The sequence below is a fragment of the Cupriavidus oxalaticus genome, assembly GCF_004768545.1.
Lineage (GTDB): Bacteria > Pseudomonadota > Gammaproteobacteria > Burkholderiales > Burkholderiaceae > Cupriavidus > Cupriavidus oxalaticus_A.
Genome location: NZ_CP038635.1, coordinates 438,702 through 458,166, shown reverse-complemented (window position 1 = coordinate 458,166; position 19,465 = coordinate 438,702). Strand labels below are relative to the sequence as shown.

Here is a 19,465-nt window from a genome sequence, read left to right as displayed (position 1 = left end):
CATCGCACCATGCCAGTGCCACGCGCCTCGTTCCGGTTCACCGGTGCCCTGCGATCAGGGATACAGGCCGCGCATTTCGCGCGCCTGCAGGATCCGCGAGCAGGCCACGATGAACGCCGCGGTGCGCAGCGTTACCTTGTTGTCCTGCGCCACCTGCCAGATTGCGCGGAACGCCTCTTGCATGATTCGTACCAGGCGCTGGTTGATTTCCTCTTCAGTCCAGAAGAACGAGGAGAAATCCTGCACCCATTCGAAGTAGGAAACGGTCACCCCGCCGGCGTTGGCGATCACGTCCGGCGCCACCAGGATATTGCGCTCGCGCAGGATATCGTCGGCTTCCGGGGTGGTCGGGCCGTTGGCGCCCTCGATCACCAGGCGCGCCTTGATCAGCGGCGCGTTCCTGGCGGTGATCTGGCCTTCCAGCGCGGCCGGGATCAGGATGTCGCAGTCGACTTCCCAGAACTGCTCGGTACGCAGGACTTCGCCGCGGAAGCCCTCGATGGTGCCGCTGTGCGCCGCGTACTCCATCATCGCCGGCACGTCCAGGCCGGCCGGGTCGAACAGCGTGGTGCGGTGGTCCTGCACCGCCACCACCTTGGCGCCGGCCTCATGGAACAGCTTGGCGGCCACGGCGCCCACGTTGCCGAAGCCCTGCACGGCGACGCTCGCGCCCTTGATTTCCAGGCCGATATTGCGCGCGGCCTCCGAGCCCACCACGAACACACCGCGGCCGGTCGCCTCGTGGCGGCCCAGCGAGCCGCCCAGCGAGATCGGCTTGCCGGTCACCACGCCGGTGGAGGTGCTGCCCGAGTTCATCGAGTAGGTGTCCATCATCCATGCCATCACCTGGGCGTTGGTGTTGACGTCCGGCGCCGGGATGTCCTTGCTCGGCCCGATGATGATGTTGATTTCGCTGGTGTAGCGGCGCGTCAGGCGCTCCAGCTCGGCGTGCGACAGCGTGCGCGGGTCGACGCGGATGCCGCCCTTGGCACCGCCGTAGGGCACGTTCACCGCGGCGTTCTTCACCGACATCCATGCCGACAGCGCCATCACTTCCGACAGCGTCACGTCCTGGTGGAAACGCACGCCGCCCTTGCCCGGGCCGCGCGACAGGTTGTGCTGTACGCGATAGCCCTCGAAGTGGGCGATGGTGCCATTGTCCAGCTCGATGGGAACGTCGACGACCAGCGCGCGCTTGGGGCGCTTCAGGGTTTCGACCCAGCGTGCCAGCGAGCCCAGGTAGGGCGTGACACGGTCGACTTGCTGCAGGTAGATGCCCCAGGGGCCGAGGTTGTCGGCGTTGAGGTAGGACGGGAGTGCGTGCTTTTGGCCAGCAATGTTGGTCGGTGCTGCGGAGGACATCGGATGATTCCGGGGTGGAGGATGGCCGCAAGCTTAGGCTTGGCGGCCCGCCGGAATCCAATGCCGTTTGCTCATCCGGTTATGCAAGACTCGCATAACCTTTGAGGATGACTTGTCAACGTTGTGTTCCGGTGCGTGTCAGCCTTCCGACAAGGTCGACCACACCTGGTCCACCAGCTGCCGCTTGCGCCGTGCCCCCGCACCGCGCCGCTCGCCGCCGTTCTCCCCGGGTTTCTCGCGATACAAGCGTATCTCCATGTCGATCGACAACGGCAAGCCGCGCGCCGACTCCGCCCGCACCAGCTTGCCCTGCGCCACCTCCTCGCGCACCGCGCTCTCCGGCAGGAACGCCATGCCGTGGCCGGACAGCGCCATGACCTTGAGCGCCTCGGCCATGTCGGTCTCGTAGCATTTGTCGAGCTTGAGCGCTTCGGCGGTATCCGACAGCAGCAGGTCGACCATGCGCCCGAGGAAGGCATTGGGGGTGTAGCTCAGGAACGGCACCGGTTTCTTGTCGGTCCCGGGCAGCCGGAACTGCGGCTTGCCGGCGGCATCCGGCACGCTGTACGGCGACAGCCGCTCGGTACCGAGCACCAGCATGTCGTACCGCGCCGGATCGAGCTGGATGGCCTGGCGCGCATGGTGGTAGACCATCACCAGGTCGCAGCCGCCCTCGACCAGCATCAGCACCGCATCATGGACGTTGAGCGCGCGCAGCCGGCACGGCAGCGTGCCGATCTTGCGTTCCAGCGCCTTGAGCCATTCCGGGAAGAACGTAAGCGACAGCGTATGCGGCACCGCGAACTCCAGCACCTGCGCGTTGGCCGAGCGCTGCCCGCGCATCAGCGCACGGGTTTCGCTGACCTGCGCCAGCATGGCCAGCGCCTGCTCGTAGAACACCTTGCCGGCAGACGTCAGGCTGGTGGGGTAGCTGGAGCGGTCGATCAGTTCGGTCCCGACCCATGCCTCCAGCGACTGGATGCGCCGGGAGAAAGCGGGCTGCGTCACGTGGCGCAGCTCGGCCGAGCGCGAGAAGCTGTGCGTCTCCGCCAGGCTGACGAAGTCTTCAAGCCATTTGATTTCCATGACGCAGGATTATCCACCAGCGGCACGGGCGCCGTCACGTGGCTTCGCCGGCCTGCCGGCGCTACGCTTGCGTCGTTACGCGTCCTGCGTGGCGTCGCCCACGTCCACCGCAAGGGCGTCCGCGCTGCGCTCCGCCTCGCCACCCTTTGCCGCCGCGCGGGCCTGGATGTCCCACATCTCCGCATAGCGGCCGCGCGCGCGCATCAGTTCGGCATGCGTGCCGCGCTCGACCACGCGGCCGTGGTCCATCACCAGGATCTGGTCGGCATGCACCACGGTGGAAAGGCGGTGCGCGATCAGCAGCGTGGTGCGGTTCTGCGCCAGCCGCATCAGCTCGGCCTGGATCGCCTGCTCGGTGCGTGAATCGAGCGCGGAGGTGGCTTCATCGAAGACCAGTACCGGCGGATTCTTCAGCAGCGTGCGCGCGATCGCCACGCGCTGCTTCTCGCCGCCGGACAGCTTCAGGCCGCGCTCGCCTACCGGCGTGTCGTAGCCCTGCGGCAGCTCGCGGATAAAGGCATCGATCTGCGCTGCCTGCGCCGCGGCGATGACTTCCTCGCGCGTCGCATCCGGACGCCCGTAGGCGATGTTGTAATAGATGCTGTCGTTGAACAGCACCGTGTCCTGCGGCACGATGCCGATGGCGCGGCGCAGGCTGTCCTGTGTGATCGCGCGGATGTCCTGGCCGTCAATCTCGATCGCGCCGCTGTTGGCGTCATAGAAGCGGAACAGCAGCCGCGCCAGCGTCGACTTGCCCGAGCCGCTGTGGCCGACCACCGCGGTGGTGGTGCCTGCCGCGATATTGAAATCGACGCCGTCCAGGATCGTGCGGTCCGGCTCGTAGCCGAAGCGCACGTCGCGGAACCGCACCTGCGCGCCGTTGACCGTGAGCGGTTGCGCGCCGGGCGAATCCGCCACTTCCTGGTGCGTGCCCAGCAGCACGAACATCCGGTCCATGTCGGTGGTGGCCTGCTTGATCTCGCGGTAGATCACGCCGAGGAAGTTCAGCGGGATATAAAGCTGGATCATCAGCGTGTTGACCAGCACCAGGTCGCCCAGCGTCAGCTTGCCGTCGACAACGCCCACGGTGGCGCGCCACAGGATCAGGATCAGCCCAGCGGCGATGATGACCTGCTGGCCGAAGTTCAGGAACGACAGCGAATTCTGCGAGCGGATCGCCGCGGCGCGGTAATTGAGCAGGTTCTCGTCGTAGCGCCGGGCTTCGTATTCCTCATTGCCGAAGTACTTGACGGTCTCGAAGTTCAGCAGCGAATCGATCGCCTTCTGGTTGGCGCGCGAATCCAGCTCGTTCATCTTGCGGCGGAAGTGCGTGCGCCATTCCGTCACGACGATGGTGAAGACGATATAGCTGACCAGCGCGCAGCCGGTGATCGCCGCAAACCAGATGTCGTAGTGCAGGATGAAGAAGCCAATCACCAGCCCCATCTCCACCAGCGTGGGCAGGATGCTGTACAGCGAGTACGAGATCAGCGACTGGATGCCGCGCGTGCCGCGCTCGATGTCGCGGCTCATGCCGCCGGTCTGCCGGTCCAGGTGGAAGCGCAGCGACAGCGCATGCAGGTGGCGAAACACCTGCAGCGCGATCTCGCGCACGGCGCTCTGCGTGACCTTGGAAAAGAGGATCTCCCGCAACTCGGTGAACAGCGTCGCCGACAGCCGCAACATGCCGTAGGCGACGATCAGCCCGACCGGCACCACCAGCAGCGCGCGCGGGTCGCCCGCGGTGATATTCATGCTGTCGATCAGGCGCTTCATCAGCACCGGCACGCCCAGGTTGGCCACCTTGGCCGCCACCAGGCACGCGAGCGCCAGCATCACGCGCCACTTGTAGTGCCAGACATAGGGCAGCAGGTTGCGGACAGTCTGCCAGTCGCTGCGGGGGGCGCGCTGGCCGGGGAAGAGCTTGACCGAGGCAGGGTCGGGGGCCTGCTCGGCGGTCGTGGAATAGCGGCGCATACGTTAGAATCCGGGCCAATGCGCGATTGTCGCAGGAATCGCATTGCGCGGCAGGCGAAGGGTTTTTCGCCGCGGCCCGCGCCCCCCTTCAGAAGTCCACCCGCATACCGTCATGAACGCTCCCCATACCGTCCCCGCCCTGCCCGCCGGCAAGAACCCCGCGCTGCGCGTGGTGCCGATGCCTGCCGACGCCAACGTGCACGGCGACGTATTCGGCGGCTGGATCATGGCGCAGGTGGATATTGCGGGGTCGATCCCGGCGGTCGAACGCGCGCAAGGCCGTGTCGCGACCGTGGCGGTCAATTCCTTCCTGTTCAAGCACCCGGTGTTCGTCGGCGACCTGGTGAGTTTCTACGCCGATATCGTCAAGACCGGGCGTACCTCGATCACCGTTGCGGTGGAGGTCTATGCGCAGCGGATGCGGCATAGCAATGAGATCGTCAAGGTGACGGAGGCGACGTTGACGTATGTGGCGACGGATGAGTCGCGGCAGCCGCGGGTGTTGCCGACGGCTTGAAGGCAACGACCGTCGCGGGTTTTCTCCCCTCTCCCGCAAGCGGGAGGGGAGAAAGAATGGGGTAGAGGAAAGTCCCTCGGCCCCTCACTCGAACTTCGTAAAATCCGGCTTCCGCTTCTCAAAGAACGCGCTGAACGCCTCCTTCGCCTCCGGCGCCACCAGCATGCGCCGGAACACCTCGCCCTCGTCGGCCATCTGTTTTTCCACTTCGGCCACCGCGCCCGACTTCATCAAACGCTTGGTCTCGCGCAGCGACGAAGCCGGCAGCGCCGCCAGCTTGCGCGCCTGCTGCAGCGCGAAGTCGTGCAGTTCCGCCACGGGCAGCACGCGCGTCACCAGGCCGATGTCCAGCGCTTCCTGCGCGCTGAAGGCCTCGCCCAGCATCAGCTTCTCCGCGGCGCGCTGGTAGCCGACCAGGCGCGGCAGCAGCAGGCTCGAGGCCGCCTCGGGGCACAGTCCCAGCTGCACGAACGGCAGCGACAGCCTGGCTGTCTCCGACGCATAGACGAAGTCGCAATGCAGCAGCATGGTGGTGCCCACGCCGACCGCCGCGCCGCTGACCGCCGCAACGACAGGCCTGCTGGCATGGCTGATCTGGTACAGGAACTGGAACACCGGCGCCTGTTCCGCGCCCTCGCCTGCAGTCGGCGGGCGTTGCATGAAATCTTCCAGGTCATTGCCGGCGGTAAAGATCTCGGGCTTGCCGCGCAGCAGGATCACGCGCACATTGCGATCGGTCTCGGCCGCACGCAGTGCGTCGGCCAGCGCCTGGTACATCGCCGCGGTGATGGCGTTTTTCTTGTCGATGCGGTCGAACTCGAGCGTCAGGATGCCCTGCTCGATGCGGGTAAGGATGCTCATGATCTCCTCGTTTTTTGGTGGCTGTGGCAATCAGACGCGCTCGAAGATCCCTGCGGCGCCCATGCCCGTGCCGACGCACATGGTTACCATGCCGTACTTCAGGTTATGGCGGCGCAGCGCATGCACCACCGTGGCGGAGCGGATCGCACCGGTGGCACCCAGCGGGTGGCCCAGCGCGATCGCGCCGCCCATGCGGTTGACCCTGGCGGGATCGAGATCCAGGTCGCGCATCACGGCCAGCGATTGCGCGGCGAACGCTTCGTTCAGCTCGATCCAGTCGATCTGGTCCTGCGTCAGGCCCGCCGCCTTCAGCGCGGCCGGGATCGCTTCCTTCGGGCCGATCCCCATGATCTCGGGCGGCACGCCGCGCACCGCGAACGAGACGAAGCGCGCCAGCGGCACCAGGTTGAACTGCTTGAGGATCTTCTCCGAAACCAGGATCAGCGCGCCGGCGCCGTCCGAGGTCTGCGAGCTGTTGCCGGCGGTGACGCTGCCCTTGTTGGCAAACACGGGGCGCAGCTTGCCGAGGCCTTCCAGCGTGGTGTCAGGACGCGGACCTTCGTCGAGCGAGATGGTCCGCGTCTTCACGCTGACCTGGCCGCTGGCGAGGTCGGGGAAGCGCTCGACGAGCTCGATCGGCGTGATCTCGTCCTTGAACTCGCCGGCCTGCTGCGCCGCGATGGCCTTCTGGTGCGAAGCGAGCGAGAACGCATCCTGGTCCTCGCGGCTGACCTTCCACTGCTGCGCCACCTTCTCGGCGGTCAGGCCCATGCCATAGGCAATGCCCACGTTCTCGTCGCGCGTAAAGATGTCCGGCGACATCGACGGCGAGTTGCCCATCATCGGCACCATGCTCATCGACTCGATGCCGGCGGCGATCATCACGTCGGACTCGCCCACGCGGATGCGGTCGGCCGCCATCGCCACGGCGCTCACACCCGAGGCGCAGAAGCGGTTCACGGTGATGCCGCCCACGGTATTGGGCAGGCCCGACAGCAGCGCGCCGATGCGGGCCACGTTCAGGCCCTGCTGCGCTTCAGGAATGGCGCAGCCGACGATGGCGTCCTCGATCAGCTTCGGGTCCAGGTCCGGCACCTGAGCCACCGCGGCCTTCAGGATGGTGGCCAGCAGGTCGTCCGGGCGCGTGTTCTTGAACGCGCCCTTGGGCGCCTTGCCGATCGGCGAGCGGGTGGCCGCAACGATATATGCGTCTTGCAGTTGTTTCATGATGTCGGTTCCTCGCTTGCCTCTTTAGTTGCGCACCGGCTTGCCGGTCTGCAGCATGCCCATGATGCGCTCCTGCGTCTTGCCGGTTCCCAGCAGGTCGATGAAGGCCTTGCGCTCCAGCGTCAGCAGCCAGTCTTCGCTGACCAGCGAGCCGGCCTCGACGTCGCCGCCGCATACCACTTCGGCGATGCGGGAGGCGATCAGGAAGTCATGCGCGGAGATAAAGCCGCCGTCGCGCATATTGACCAGCGACGCCTTGATGGTGGCGATGCCCGAGCGGCCAGCCACCGGGATCAGCGCCGGCAGCGGCGCACGGTAGCCGGCATCGGCCAGTGCGCGCACTTCGTTCTGCGCCACGTGCAGCAGCTCGTGCACGTTGAAGACGATCCTGTCGGACGGCTGCAGGTAGCCCATCTGGCGCGCTTCCAGCGCCGATGCGGAGACCTTGGCCATTGCCGCGCTCTGGAAGCGGCTGGTCAGGAATTGCAGGTAGTTGGTGCTGCCTGCCGCCTGGGCGGCGCGTGCCGCGGCCAGCGCGGCTTCCTTCAGGCCGCCTCCGGCCGGAACCAGGCCCACGCCCACTTCGACCAAACCGACATACGTCTCCAGCGCAGCCACGCGTGCAGCGGAATGCAGCATCAGCTCGCAACCGCCGCCCAGCGCGATGCCGGACGCCGCCGACACCACCGGCACCGACGCGTACTTCACGCGCATCATGCCGTCCTGGAACTTCTTCACGAACGGCTCGATGCCCTTGGCGCCGCCCATCATGAAGGCCGGCATCGCCGCCTCCAGGTTGGCGCCCGCCGAGAACGGGCCGCCCGGCGCGCCGAGTTGCAGCGAAGTCGGCTGCCACACCACCAGGCCCTTGTACTGCGCTTCGGCGAGGTCGATGGCGCGGGTCAGGCCGTCGATCACGTCCGGGCCGATGGTGTTCATCTTGCTCTTGAACGAGACCACCAGCACGTCGTCCTGGCCTTCGCTGACCCAGATGCGCACGGCGTCGTTCTCCTCGACGGTGCGGCCCGCCTTGCGCGGATCGGCGGCGGCATCGCCCTTCAGCGCGGCACGGAACGCCTGGCGCTGGTACACCGGCAGCGTGCTGCGCGCGACGAACGACTGCGTCGCCGGCGACCACGAACCTTCGGCGGCATGCACGCCCTGGCGCTCGGCGACGGGGCCTTCAAAGACCCATGCCGGCAGCGGCGCGGCCGACAGCGCCTTGCCGCTTTCCACGTCTTCCTTCACCCACTCGGCCACCTGCTTCCAGCCGGCCGACTGCCAGTCCTCGAACGGCCCGGAGTTCCAGCCGAAGCCCCAGCGGATCGCCAGGTCGATATCGGCGGCCGAGCCGGCGATCTGCTCCAGGTACACGGCGATGTAGTGGAACACGTCGCGGAACACCGCCCACAGGAACTGCGCCTGCGGGTTGGTCGACTCGCGCAGCAGCCTGATGCGCTCGGCCGGTTCCTTCTTCAGCATGCGCACCACGATCTCGTCGGCCTTCTTGCCCGACTCGACATACTGGCCGGTCTTGGCGTCCAGCACCTTGATGGCCTTGCCTTCCTTCTTGTAGAAGCCGGCGCCGGTCTTCTGGCCCAGCGCGCCAGCATCGACCAGGCCCTTGAGCACGGCCGGCGTCTTGTACACCGGCGCGAACGGGTCGTCGTGCAAATTGTCCTGCATGGTCTTGATCACGTGCGCCATGGTGTCCAGGCCGACCACGTCCGCGGTACGGAAGGTGGCGGACTTGGCGCGGCCCAGCTTGGAGCCGGTCAGGTCGTCGACCACGTCGAACGGAATGCCGAACTTCTCTGCCTCGGCGAACACCGCCAGGATCGAGAAGATGCCGACGCGGTTGGCGATGAAGTTGGGCGTGTCCTTGGCGCGCACCACGCCCTTGCCGAGCGTGGTGGTCAGGAAGGCTTCCAGCTTGTCGAGGATCTCCGGCTGCGTGGTCGCGGTCGGGATCAGCTCGACCAGGTGCATGTAGCGCGGCGGGTTGAAGAAGTGGACGCCGCAGAAGCGCGACTTCAGGTTGTCCGCATTTTCCCCGCCTAACCCGTCGGACAGCGCGGTGATCGACAGGCCCGAGGTGTTGGTGGCGAAAATCGCATGCGAGGCCAGGTGCGGCGCGACCTTCTTGTACAGGTCGTGCTTCCAGTCCATGCGCTCTGCGATCGCCTCGATCACCAGGTCGCACTCCTTGAGCAGCGCGATGTCGTCTTCGTAGTTGGCCGCCTGGATCAGGCCGGCTTCGTCCTTGAGGCCCAGCGGCGCGGGCGACAGCTTCTTCAGGTTCTCGATGGCGCGCAGGGCGATGCCGTTCTTCGTGACCGGGGAAGCGGACGGGGCCCCTCCCCCGTCCTTGTCCTTCGCGGGAAGGTCGAACAGCACCACGGGCACGCGCGCGTTGATCAGGTGGGCGGCGATCTGCGCCCCCATGACGCCGGCACCCAGCACGGCGACTTTCTTGACGATGAAATTGGACATGCTCGCTCCTGGATTAGTGAGCGTTGAGGTGAGAGTGTGTGGCTCTCCGATTGCCGCCGGTTGGCTCCCCTCTCCCGCTTGCGGGAGAGGGGAGAAACCATCAGCGGGAGTCAGCCATGCAGATCAATCAGAACAAATCCGCGTCCAGCGCCATCAGCGAAGCCGACCCCGCGCGCGCCTTGCGGATCTCGCCGGCGGTTTCAGGCAGCAGCTTGGCAAAGTAGAAGCGCGCCGTAGCCAGCTTGGCGGTGTAGAATTTGTCGCCGCTGGCTTCCTTCTCCAGCGCGATCTTGGCCATCCGCGCCCAGAAGTACGAGAACACCAGGTGGCCCACCACGCGCAGGTATGGCACCGCGGCAGCGCCTACCTCGTCGGCGTTGCCCATCGCCTTCATGCCGATTTCCATGGTCAGCTTCTGCACCTTGTCGCCCAGGTCGGCCAGCGGGTTGACGAACTCCTGCATGGCTTCGTTGGTGCCCTCTGCTTCCACGAACTCTTGCACGATCTTGCCGAAGGCCTTCATCTTGGCGCCCATGTCGCCCAGGATCTTGCGGCCCAGCAGGTCCAGCGACTGGATCGTGTTGGTGCCTTCGTAGATCATGTTGATGCGGGCGTCGCGCACGTATTGCTCCATGCCCCATTCGGAGATGTAGCCGTGGCCACCGAACACCTGCATGCCTTCGTTGGTCGAGGTGAAGGCGTTGTCGGTCAGGAAGGCCTTGATCACCGGCGTCAGCAGCGCGACCAGGTCGCCGGCCTGCTTGCGCACGGCTTCGTCCGGGTGCGACAGTTCGCGGTCGATCTGCAGCGCGGTCCAGTAGCTGAAGGCGCGACCGCCTTCGGCGTAGGCGCGCTGGGTCAGCAGCATGCGGCGCACGTCGGGGTGCACGATGATCGGGTCGGCGGCCTTTTCCGGCGCCTTCGGGCCGGTCAGCGCGCGCATCTGCAGGCGGTCCTTGGCGTAGGCGACCGAGTTCTGGTACGCCACCTCGGTCAGGCCCAGGCCCTGCGCGCCCACGCCCAGGCGCGCGGCGTTCATCATCACGAACATGGCGTTCAGGCCCTTGTTGGCCTCGCCCACCAGCCAGCCGCGCGCGCCGTCCAGGTTCATCACGCAGGTGGCGTTGCCGTGGATGCCCATCTTGTGCTCGATCGAGCCGCACTGGATGCCGTTGCGCTCGCCCGGGTTGCCGCTGGCATCGGGGATGAACTTGGGCACCACGAACAGCGAGATGCCCTTGGTGCCGCCGGGCGCGTCCGGCAGGCGGGCCAGCACCAGGTGGATGATGTTTTCGGCCAGGTCGTGCTCGCCGGCGGAGATGAAGATCTTGGTGCCGGTGATCAGATAGGAGCCGTCGGCCTGCGGCTCGGCCCTGGTGCGCAGGATGCCCAGGTCGGTGCCGCAATGCGGCTCGGTCAGGCACATGGTGCCGGTCCAGACGCCGGACACCAGCTTGGGCAGGTAGGCCTGCTGCAACTCCGGCGTGCCGTGCGCATGCAGCGCCTCATAGGCGCCGTGCGACAGGCCCGGGTACATGGTCCACGCCTGGTTGGCCGAGTTCAGCATCTCGTAGACCACGTTGTTGACCACGATCGGCAGGCCCTGGCCACCGAAGGCCGGGTCGCACGCCAGCGCCGGCCAGCCGGCCTCGACGTACTGCTGGTAGGCCTCCTTGAAGCCGGTGGGGGCCTTGACCACGCCGTCGCCGACATAGGTGCAGCCCTCGCGGTCGCCCACCTGGTTGAGCGGGAACACCACGTCCGAGCAGAACTTGCCGGCTTCCTCGATGACCTGGTTGATGGTGTCCGCGTCGATGTCCGCGTGCGGCGGCATCGCCTTGAGTTCGGCTTCGGCGCCGAGCAGTTCATGGAGCACGAACTGCATGTCGCGCAACGGTGCGGTGTACTGGCCCATCAGAGACTCCTTGGAGTTATACGATGCCGCCACGCCGCCCGCCTCGCTTGTCGCGATCCGGTCCGACCCGACGGCCTCAGGTACGGTAAGACTGAATCAGTTTGTTGAGCGCGACCATGGCAAGCTCGGCACTGTCAGGCAGGCGCAGGAAACGGGCGTCATGATGCAAGCCTAGTTCAAGGCTATACATCTCGAACAGCATCAGGCGCGGATCGCAATCCGCGCGCAAATGGCCCTCTTCCTTGGCCTGGTCGATGGCGCGATTCAGCGCTGCCCGCCAGATGGTGACGCTCTTGACCAGCTCGTCACGCACCAGGCTGCCGGTACGGTCGTCGTACTCCACGGCGCCGCTGATGTAGATACACCCAGTCGTCACTTCCTGGATGCGCTTCTCCATCCAGCGCCGCACCATCGACCACAGCCGGGGCAGTCCGCGCGGCTCCTGCAGCGAAGGGTAGAACACCTCCTGCTCGAACCTGCGGTGATACTCCCGCACCACCTCCACCTGCAGGTCTTCGCGCGAACCGAAGTGCGCGAAGACGCCGCTCTTGCTCATCTGCATCCGTTCCGCGAGCAGGCCGATGGTCAGACCCTCAAGCCCGTCGCGGGACGACAGTTCCAGTGCGGCATCCAGAATTGCCACGCGCGTCATTTCACCCTTGCGCATGGGCGCGGGGGAGGCGGCGGCGGATTCGAGACGGGCTGACTGGTGTCGCATGTTATTTCTCCGTTCTGCAAAGGCCCTGCTGCGGCCTGTGCGTATGACCCTGACGTTGCATTTTGTTTGCGGAAGCTGGCGAATTTGCCGCTGCGTACCGCGAATGCACGCAGTCTAAGCCAAAAAAGAACGGTCGTTCAGATTATTCTGGCGCAGCAGTCGACCTTCAAGCTTTTAATTAGACCCGTGTTTCTAAATGGGCCGCAATGCAGCATGCCCGTCACGCAAGGCGACGCAACGGCTCGCAAGCCGTGCGTTGCCGCATGGCAGCAAACGGACAGTGGCAACCGTTTCAGTAGCGCCCCGTGACGCCGGCGATGATCACGCCGAGCCGCAGCAGCATGTACGCGGTCCAGTTCGCCAGCCGGTGCAGCGGCGAGCGCCGTGCATGGGCTTCCGGCATGACGCGCACGCTGCGGTGCGCAATGGCGCTTTCCAGCGCCGTGCGCAGTTCCGCGGCAAAGGCAGCATCATAAACGGCCACGTTGGCTTCGCGCGCCAGCAGCAGGCTGAACGGGTCCATATTGCTCGAACCCACGGTGGCCCACGCTTCGTCGACCACGCCGACCTTGGCGTGCAGGAAGCTCTCTGCGTACTCGTAGATCTCCACGCCGGCTTCCAGCAGGGAGGCATAGAGCGCGTGCGTGGCGTAGTGCTGCAGCCGGTATTCGACCATGCCCTGCAGCAGCAGCCGCACGCGCACGCCGCGCGCGCGGCAGGCCAGCAGCGCGCGGCGCATCTTGTGGCCGGGCAGGAAGTAGGCGTTGGCCAGGATCACATCATGGCGCGCGGCGCCGAGCGCGCGCAGGTATTCGCGCTCGATGGTGCGGCGGTTGCGCAGGTTGTCGCGCAGCAGCAGCGCGGCCCGCACGCCGCCGGTGGGCTCGGCACGGGGTGGCAGGTCGGTCAGCAGCGGGTAGTCGGCCACCGCTGCGGCGCGGCCGCTGCCGTACGTGTCGCGCAGCGCCAGGCGCCACCAGAGCCGTTCGGCGGTCAGCGCGATGCGGTCCACCAGCGGGCCGCTGACCTGCACCGCGAAGTCGTAGCGCGGTCCCAGGTTGGTGCCTTCGAACGGGCCGTGGTTGAGGTCGTCGATGATGTTGATGCCTCCGACGAAGGCCACCTGCCCGTCGATCACCGCCAGCTTGCGGTGCAGCCGGCGCAGGTGGCGCCGGGCCAGCCGGAAGCCGTGCAGCTTGCGGTAGACGCGCAGCTGTACGCCGCCCCCGCTCAGGCGCTCGGCCATGGCGGCGGGCATGTCGCCGGCGCCGAAGCCGTCGACGGTGACGCGAACCGAGACGCCGCGCGCGGCGGCACGTACCAGCGCTTCGCTGACGGCGCGGCCAATGTCGTCGTCGGCATAGATGTAGGTTTCCAGCACTACCTGGAAAGCGGCCTGGTCGATCGCTTCGATCAGCGCGGGAAAGAAGTCCTGGCCGCCGTGCAGCAGGCGCACGGTGTTGCCGCTGGTCGGCTTGCCGCGGCGCCATGTCCAGCGCAGCATGCGATGGCGTTGCCCGTCGGCAGTGTTTTCGGCAGTGCCAGCGGCGGTCACATGCGGCCGCTCGGAGTGGGATATCCGTGACATGCCGAGATTATCGGACAGAATGCTGTCCGGAAGGCGCCCCGTGCACATGTGGGCGGATCTCTGCTATCGTCGTTGCCATCATCGACGCGCCCCCCACGGATCCTGATCGTGAAGGTATTCGGCATCACCGGCTCGTCCGGCAGCGGCAAGACCACGCTGCTCGACCAGCTGATCCCCCGCTTTGTCGCCGCCGGCGTGCGCGTGGCCGGCGTCAAGCACACCCACCACGGCTTCGATCCCGACACGCCGGGCAAGGACTCCTGGCGCATGCGCGAGGCCGGCTGCGCCAACGTGGTGCTGGTCGGCGCGCGCCACCTGACGTTGATGCGACACTATCCCGAGGCAGTGCCTTCGCCGGAGCTGGACGACGCGCTGGCGGTGCTGCCGGCCGACATCGACCTGGTGCTGGTGGAGGGCTACAAGCGCAGCGATTTTCCAAAGCTGGAGGTGTTCCGGCCCGGGCTGGGGCGTGCGCCGCTGTGGGACGAAGTACCGGGGGTGGTGGCGGTGGCTAGTGAAGATGTCGCGGGCACCGCGGCGATGACGTCGTTGCCGGTGCTGGATTTGAACGATCCGGATGCGGTGTTCGCCTTTATCCGCGACTATTCGAGCCGCTAGCTGTTCCCCGACGCGGCCTGCGCGACTGCCTCAGGCAGCCTTGTCCCGCTGCTCGGCCGCCGCTTCCACAGCCTCCTTGTGCGCACGACCCAGTTCCGCCACCAGCGGCACATGGTCCGACCGCTGCGCCCAGTCCCGCCCGGTCAGCGCGTGCGCGCGCTCGATCTCGAAGCCGCGCACGTAGATCCGGTCCAGCTGCCACCACGGCATATGGCTCGGGAACGTATGCAGCCGCGCGCCGCGCGCGTGCGACGCCTCCACCGCATGCAGCGTATTGCAGATCTGCGCATCGAGCCGGTGGTTCCAGTCGTTGAAGTCGCCGGCGATCACCAGCGGCACCCCCTCGGGCACCACGTTGCGCACGCGCTCGACCAGCGCCTCGGCCTGGCGGGCGCGGCTGCGGGCGAACAGGCCGAAATGCACGCAGATCAGGTGGGTCTCGATGCCGTTGATGTCCGCCACCGCATGCAGCAGTCCGCGCTGTTCGAAGCGGTGGTCGGAAATGTCGAGGTTTTCGGACATCAGGATCGGATGGCGCGACAGGATCGCGTTGCCGTGATGGCCGTAGTCATAGACCGCGTTGCGCCCGTAGACCGAATGCGGATACGCATCGGTCGCCAGGTAGTTGAGCTGGGTATGGTCGGGATCGAACAGCGCCGCCGCCACCAGGCGGTCGTTGCGGTCCTGCACTTCCTGCAGGAAGACGATGTCCGCATCCATCGCATGCAGGCCGGCCCGCACGTTCTGGATGCGCGGGCGCCGCGACAGGCCGGTCACCCCCTTGTGGATGTTGTAGGTGACCACGCGCAGTTTCATGGCTGCGCTCCGCATAGCGCCTGCTGCCCGGCGGCACCGGCCGCGCGCCAGGCCAGCTGGCGGATGGCTTCGGCATTGCTGCTGGAGAAGCATTGGGCGGCGGCCTGCTCCCACGGCAGCCACTTGTATTGCAGGTGCTCGCGTGGCGCCAGCGTCACCGGCAACGCTTCATGCACGCGCAGGCCGAACCAGTGCTCGGTATTGCGCGTGACGCCTTCGGCGTAGCGGTGCCGCCACTGCGGGTAGATCTCGTACTGGATCGAATGGCCCCAGTCGGCCAGCAGGTGCTCGCCGGTAATGATGCCGGTTTCCTCCGCCACCTCGCGTGCGGCGGTCAATGCCAGGGGTTCGTCCAGGGTATCGAGGCTGCCGGTCACGGACTGCCAGAACCCCGGGCGATCGGCGCGTTCCAGCAGCAAGACTTGAAGATCTGGCGTGTAGATCACGACCAGCACGGATTCCGGAATCTTGTAGGGCATGGGACTGGGCGAAAGGACAAACCCAAGGATAGCGCAGCCGCGCGCGCTTGCCACGCGAAAGCGCGGTCCCCGGGACCGATGGCCCTGTCTCAGGCAGCGTTGCGCGCGGAGGCGTGGGGCGCCAGGTACGGCTCGGTGCCCTGCCCGGTGCCTTGATGCTGCCAGGTATCGAACACCTGCGGCGAGTCGCCATGGCCCCAGGCGGCACGCAGCTGGTCCATCAGCGGCGCCAGCGACTCGCGGTAGCGCCGCGAGGCAGAGCGGGCGCGCTCGGCCAGCACGTCGGCGCTCAGCCGCGCCTGGGCCTGCAGGTGTACGCGCTCCTGTGCGATGTCCTTCTCACGCTGGCCAAGGGCGTTGTACTTCTGGATCAGGAAGCGCTGGTAGTCGCCGCCATCGACGCCCTGGGCAGCCTGCGCATTGACCTGCTCGAAGCGCAGCACGATGCTGCCGGTTTCCTGCTCGATATGGGCGGCCTCGGCGTCAAGCGCCTGCAGCGCTTCCTGGTGGCGCTGGGCATCGCGGCGCAGCGCCTGCACCTGCGCGGCCTCGTCCTCGAACACGCGCTGGGCCGCCAGGTAGGCCTGCACCGACGGCTGCGGCGCCACCACCAGCAGCGGGTCAGCGCCGCCGGCACGCTGGCCGTCGAGCAGCGCGTCGTCCGCCAGGCGCAGGTTGCCCAGCTCATCGAGCCAGCGCCCGCGTGTCATGACCGCGCCGACGGTGTCCAGCGCCAGCCGGCGCAGCGCTTCGGCACGCTGCATCTCGACCGGTTCGGCCAGCGGCTGCGGCGACGCCGCCTGCACGGCATGAGCGATATCCGGCACGCAGGCGGCCACCGTGGTAGCCACCGATTCGGACATGGCCACCGCCGCGCGGCGCTGGGCGCGGCGCAGCTCGAAGCGGGCCAGCAGCATCATTACCAGCCCGGCCACCAGCCAGGTCACGATGGTTTCCTGGTGAGCCAGCAGGAACTGGCGGATCAGTTCGGTATCCAGGTTCATGTTCACGAATTTCCTCCCGAGCGCCGGGAACCTTCATCGCGGAGGCCCCTCGGCAAATTACGTGTCAAAGAAAGGAGACACGGCCGTCGCGGGCTTCGTTCCTAGCGGTAACAAATCGAAACCAAAGCGCTGCAGGCGGCACCGCGGGCGCGGTATTGCGCAGAAAGCAAAAAAGCCGCGCATCGGCGCGGCTTTCTTTACCCGGGAGGCACAGCAACTCAGGCGTTCGGCTTCGGTTCCGCAGCGCGCAGGCGGATGTGCAGCTCGCGCAGCTGCTTCTCGTCGACCGAGCTCGGGGCCTGGGTCAGCAGGTCCTGGGCGCGCTGGGTCTTGGGGAAGGCGATCACGTCGCGGATCGAGTCGGCGCCGGCCATCATGGTCACGATACGGTCCAGGCCGAAGGCCAGGCCGCCGTGCGGGGGCGCGCCGTACTGCAGCGCGTCCAGCAGGTAGCCGAACTTGGCGCGGGCTTCCTCGTCGTTGATGTTGAGCGCGCGGAACACCTTGCTCTGGATGTCCGAGCGGAAGATACGGACCGAGCCGCCGCCCATTTCCCAGCCGTTCAGCACCATGTCGTAGGCCTTGGCCAGGCACTTGCCCGGGTCGGTCTCCAGGTATTCCAGGTGCTCGTCCTTGGGGCTGGTGAACGGGTGGTGCATGGCGACCCAGCGGGCGTCTTCCTCGTCGTACTCGAACATCGGGAAGTCCACCACCCACAGCGGCTTCCAGGCGTCCTCGAACAGGCCATTGGCCTTGCCGAAGTCGGAGTGGCCGATCTTCAGGCGCAGCGCGCCGATCGAGTCGTTGACCACCTTGGCCTTGTCGGCGCCGAAGAAAATGATGTCGCCGTCCTGGGCGCCGGTGCGCTTCAGGATCTCGGCAATGGCAGCGTCGTGCAGGTTCTTGACGATCGGCGACTGCAGGCCGTCGCGGCCCTTGGCCACTTCGTTGACCTTGATCCAGGCCAGGCCCTTGGCGCCGTAGATGCCGACAAACTGGGTGTAGGCGTCGATCTCGCCACGCGAGATGGCGCCGCCGCCCGGCACGCGCAGGCCGACCACGCGGCCGTTGTCGCTGTTGGCCGGGCCCGAGAACACCTTGAAATCGACGTCCTTCATCACTTCCGTCAGCTCGGTGAATTCCAGCTTGACGCGCAGGTCAGGCTTGTCCGAGCCGAAGCGGGCCATGGCTTCGCGGAACTCCATCACCGGGAACTTGGCGTCCAGGTCGACATCGATGGCGTTCTTGAACACCGTGCGCATCATGTCCTCGAACAGGTCGCGGATCTCCTGCTCGGTCAGGAACGAGGTCTCGCAGTCGATCTGCGTAAATTCAGGCTGGCGATCCGCGCGCAGGTCTTCGTCGCGGAAGCACTTGGTGATCTGGTAGTAGCGGTCGAAGCCCGAGACCATCAGCATCTGCTTGAAGATCTGCGGCGACTGCGGCAGCGCGAAGAAGTGGCCCGGGTTCACGCGCGACGGCACCAGATAGTCGCGCGCGCCTTCGGGCGTGCTCTTGCCCAGCATCGGGGTCTCGATGTCGATGAAGCCCTGGGCGTCCAGGAACTTGCGCACTTCCATCGCCACCTTGTAGCGCAGGCGCAGGTTGTACTGCATCTGCGGGCGGCGCAGGTCCAGCACGCGGTGCGTCAGGCGGGTGGTTTCCGACAGGTTGTCGTCGTCGAGCTGGAACGGGGGCGTGACCGACGGGTTCAGCACGGTCAGCTCGTGGCACAGCACTTCGATCTTGCCCGAGGTCAGGTTGGCGTTCTCGGTGCCGGCCGGGCGCGGACGCACCTTGCCGGTGACGCGAATGCAGAACTCGTTGCGGATCTCTTCCGCGGCCTTGAACATCTCGGGGCGGTCCGGGTCACACACCACCTGCACCAGGCCTTCGCGGTCGCGCAGGTCGATGAAGATCACGCCGCCATGGTCGCGGCGGCGCTGGACCCAGCCGGTCAGGGCCACTTCCTGGCCCGAGAATTGTTCGGTCACCAGACCGCAGTAGTGAGTACGCATGGAGGACATAAGGAGAGATTCCCGGTAAAACGCTGCCGCCCGAAGCAGATCGGGCGGCTCGTATCTGTTTGAATGCTTAAGGATCGGTCGTCTCGACCGCTTCCCCGCTGCTGGCGCGGCTGGCCGGCGGCCGCTGCGGCGGCGGCGCGCTATCGCTCTTGCGGGGCAGCTCGGCCGGCGCCACCACGCCCATCGAGACGATGTACTTGAGCGCGGCATCGACGGTCATGTCGAGTTCGATGGTGTCGGCCTTGGGCATCATCAGGAAGAAGCCCGAAGTCGGATTCGGCGTGGTCGGCACGTAGACGCTGACGTACTCGCCCTGCAGGTGGTTCTGCACGTCGCCGCCGGGGCGGCCGGTCAGGAAGGCGATGGTCCACGAGCCCTCGCGCGGATACTGCACCAGCAGCGCCTTGCGGAAAGCATTGCCCGACGACGACAGCAGCGTGTCCGACACCTGCTTGACGCTGGTGTAGATCGGGCCGACCACGGGGATATGGCCCAGCAGCGCTTCCCACCAGCGCACCAGGCGCTGACCGATGAAGTTATGCGCCAGCAGGCCGACCAGCAGGATGAACAGCAGCGTCAGGATGGCGCCGAGGCCGGTGACGCGCTTGCCGAACATGAGCCGGTCCGGGCGCCAGGCCTCGGGCAGCAGTGCCAGGCTCTGGTCCATCGTGCCGATGATCAGGCTGAGCACCCACAGCGTGATGCCCAGCGGCACCAGCACCAGCAGACCGGTCAGGAACCAGGTCTTGAGGGCGGAAGTCTTCTTGGCGACCACGT

16 protein-coding genes are annotated in these 19,465 nt (G+C 66.6%); 2 read left to right on the top strand and 14 right to left on the bottom strand.

Features of this window, described 5'->3' with window-relative positions; all coding sequences use genetic code 11:
• Positions 1-54: 54 nt before the first annotated feature.
• From E0W60_RS12920 to E0W60_RS12910, 3 genes are all read right to left on the bottom strand, one after another.
• Positions 55-1,362 (bottom strand): Glu/Leu/Phe/Val family dehydrogenase, encoded by a 1,308-nt coding sequence (locus tag E0W60_RS12920; protein WP_133093715.1) that lies wholly within the window; start codon positions 1,360-1,362, stop codon positions 55-57.
• 138 nt (positions 1,363-1,500) lie between these two features.
• On the bottom strand, positions 1,501-2,448 hold the full coding sequence (locus E0W60_RS12915) for a LysR substrate-binding domain-containing protein (RefSeq protein ID WP_133093714.1): 948 nt from the start codon (positions 2,446-2,448) through the stop codon (positions 1,501-1,503).
• A 75-nt stretch (positions 2,449-2,523) separates the two neighbouring features.
• On the bottom strand, positions 2,524-4,425 hold the full coding sequence (locus E0W60_RS12910) for an ABCB family ABC transporter ATP-binding protein/permease (protein WP_135704441.1): 1,902 nt from the start codon (positions 4,423-4,425) through the stop codon (positions 2,524-2,526).
• A 112-nt stretch (positions 4,426-4,537) separates the two neighbouring features.
• Between E0W60_RS12910 and E0W60_RS12905 the strand changes: the two genes are divergently transcribed.
• Complete coding sequence (locus tag E0W60_RS12905) at positions 4,538-4,942, top strand: acyl-CoA thioesterase (protein ID WP_025583457.1); 405 nt, start codon at positions 4,538-4,540, stop codon at positions 4,940-4,942.
• Positions 4,943-5,026: 84 nt separating this feature from the next.
• Here E0W60_RS12905 and E0W60_RS12900 read toward each other — a convergent pair whose 3' ends face one another.
• The 6 genes from E0W60_RS12900 to clsB all read right to left on the bottom strand — a co-directional run bounded on the left by E0W60_RS12900 (position 5,027) and on the right by clsB (position 13,744).
• The gene (locus E0W60_RS12900; protein ID WP_135704439.1) at positions 5,027-5,803 is read right to left on the bottom strand and encodes an enoyl-CoA hydratase; all 777 of its coding nucleotides are present in this window, start codon (positions 5,801-5,803) and stop codon (positions 5,027-5,029) included.
• 30 nt (positions 5,804-5,833) lie between these two features.
• Positions 5,834-7,033 carry an acetyl-CoA C-acyltransferase gene (locus tag E0W60_RS12895; protein ID WP_135704437.1) on the bottom strand — a complete coding sequence of 400 codons (1,200 nt, stop codon included), beginning with the start codon at positions 7,031-7,033 and terminating at the stop codon, positions 5,834-5,836.
• Positions 7,034-7,054: 21 nt separating this feature from the next.
• Positions 7,055-9,523 carry a 3-hydroxyacyl-CoA dehydrogenase/enoyl-CoA hydratase family protein gene (locus E0W60_RS12890; RefSeq protein WP_135704435.1) on the bottom strand — a complete coding sequence of 823 codons (2,469 nt, stop codon included), beginning with the start codon at positions 9,521-9,523 and terminating at the stop codon, positions 7,055-7,057.
• 127 nt (positions 9,524-9,650) lie between these two features.
• Complete coding sequence (locus E0W60_RS12885) at positions 9,651-11,438, bottom strand: acyl-CoA dehydrogenase C-terminal domain-containing protein (RefSeq protein ID WP_133093708.1); 1,788 nt, start codon at positions 11,436-11,438, stop codon at positions 9,651-9,653.
• A 76-nt stretch (positions 11,439-11,514) separates the two neighbouring features.
• A complete protein-coding gene (locus tag E0W60_RS12880) occupies positions 11,515-12,105 on the bottom strand; it encodes a TetR/AcrR family transcriptional regulator (protein WP_063236773.1) in 591 nt (196 codons plus the stop codon).
• Positions 12,106-12,448: 343 nt separating this feature from the next.
• A complete protein-coding gene (gene clsB / locus E0W60_RS12875; RefSeq protein WP_431189899.1) occupies positions 12,449-13,744 on the bottom strand; it encodes a cardiolipin synthase ClsB in 1,296 nt (431 codons plus the stop codon).
• A 108-nt stretch (positions 13,745-13,852) separates the two neighbouring features.
• Between clsB and mobB the strand changes: the two genes are divergently transcribed.
• The gene (mobB, locus tag E0W60_RS12870; RefSeq protein ID WP_135704430.1) at positions 13,853-14,362 is read left to right on the top strand and encodes a molybdopterin-guanine dinucleotide biosynthesis protein B; all 510 of its coding nucleotides are present in this window, start codon (positions 13,853-13,855) and stop codon (positions 14,360-14,362) included.
• 30 nt (positions 14,363-14,392) lie between these two features.
• Here the strand turns inward: mobB and E0W60_RS12865 are convergent, their stop codons facing one another.
• From E0W60_RS12865 to E0W60_RS12845, 5 genes are all read right to left on the bottom strand, one after another.
• Entirely contained in the window at positions 14,393-15,178 is a 786-nt protein-coding gene (locus tag E0W60_RS12865; RefSeq protein WP_133093705.1) for an endonuclease/exonuclease/phosphatase family protein, read from the bottom strand.
• Positions 15,175-15,657, bottom strand: coding sequence for a dihydroneopterin triphosphate diphosphatase (gene nudB, locus E0W60_RS12860; protein WP_133093704.1), 483 nt, complete (start codon positions 15,655-15,657; stop codon positions 15,175-15,177). Before nudB ends, E0W60_RS12865 begins: the two co-directional genes overlap by 4 nt.
• An 89-nt stretch (positions 15,658-15,746) precedes the next feature.
• A complete protein-coding gene (locus E0W60_RS12855; protein WP_133093703.1) occupies positions 15,747-16,661 on the bottom strand; it encodes a hypothetical protein in 915 nt (304 codons plus the stop codon).
• A 218-nt stretch (positions 16,662-16,879) separates the two neighbouring features.
• On the bottom strand, positions 16,880-18,688 hold the full coding sequence (gene aspS / locus E0W60_RS12850; RefSeq protein ID WP_133093702.1) for an aspartate--tRNA ligase: 1,809 nt from the start codon (positions 18,686-18,688) through the stop codon (positions 16,880-16,882).
• Between the two features lie 67 nt (positions 18,689-18,755).
• Positions 18,756-19,463 (bottom strand): DUF502 domain-containing protein, encoded by a 708-nt coding sequence (locus E0W60_RS12845; RefSeq protein WP_133093701.1) that lies wholly within the window; start codon positions 19,461-19,463, stop codon positions 18,756-18,758.
• Positions 19,464-19,465: the final 2 nt, after the last annotated feature.

Excerpts from the sequence above, each read along its gene's own strand:
- E0W60_RS12920 (WP_133093715.1), bottom strand. The coding sequence starts at position 1,362 with ATGTCCTCCGCAGCACCGACCAACATTGCTGGCCAAAAGCACGCACTC.
- E0W60_RS12915 (WP_133093714.1), bottom strand. The coding sequence starts at position 2,448 with ATGGAAATCAAATGGCTTGAAGACTTCGTCAGCCTGGCGGAGACGCAC.
- E0W60_RS12910 (WP_135704441.1), bottom strand. The coding sequence starts at position 4,425 with ATGCGCCGCTATTCCACGACCGCCGAGCAGGCCCCCGACCCTGCCTCG.
- E0W60_RS12905 (WP_025583457.1), top strand. The coding sequence starts at position 4,538 with ATGAACGCTCCCCATACCGTCCCCGCCCTGCCCGCCGGCAAGAACCCC.
- E0W60_RS12900 (WP_135704439.1), bottom strand. The coding sequence starts at position 5,803 with ATGAGCATCCTTACCCGCATCGAGCAGGGCATCCTGACGCTCGAGTTC.
- E0W60_RS12890 (WP_135704435.1), bottom strand. The coding sequence starts at position 9,523 with ATGTCCAATTTCATCGTCAAGAAAGTCGCCGTGCTGGGTGCCGGCGTC.
- E0W60_RS12885 (WP_133093708.1), bottom strand. The coding sequence starts at position 11,438 with ATGGGCCAGTACACCGCACCGTTGCGCGACATGCAGTTCGTGCTCCAT.
- E0W60_RS12880 (WP_063236773.1), bottom strand. The coding sequence starts at position 12,105 with ATGCGCAAGGGTGAAATGACGCGCGTGGCAATTCTGGATGCCGCACTG.
- clsB (WP_431189899.1), bottom strand. The coding sequence starts at position 13,744 with ATGTCACGGATATCCCACTCCGAGCGGCCGCATGTGACCGCCGCTGGC.
- E0W60_RS12865 (WP_133093705.1), bottom strand. The coding sequence starts at position 15,178 with ATGAAACTGCGCGTGGTCACCTACAACATCCACAAGGGGGTGACCGGC.
- nudB (WP_133093704.1), bottom strand. The coding sequence starts at position 15,657 with ATGCCCTACAAGATTCCGGAATCCGTGCTGGTCGTGATCTACACGCCA.
- E0W60_RS12855 (WP_133093703.1), bottom strand. The coding sequence starts at position 16,661 with ATGAACCTGGATACCGAACTGATCCGCCAGTTCCTGCTGGCTCACCAG.
- aspS (WP_133093702.1), bottom strand. The coding sequence starts at position 18,688 with ATGTCCTCCATGCGTACTCACTACTGCGGTCTGGTGACCGAACAATTC.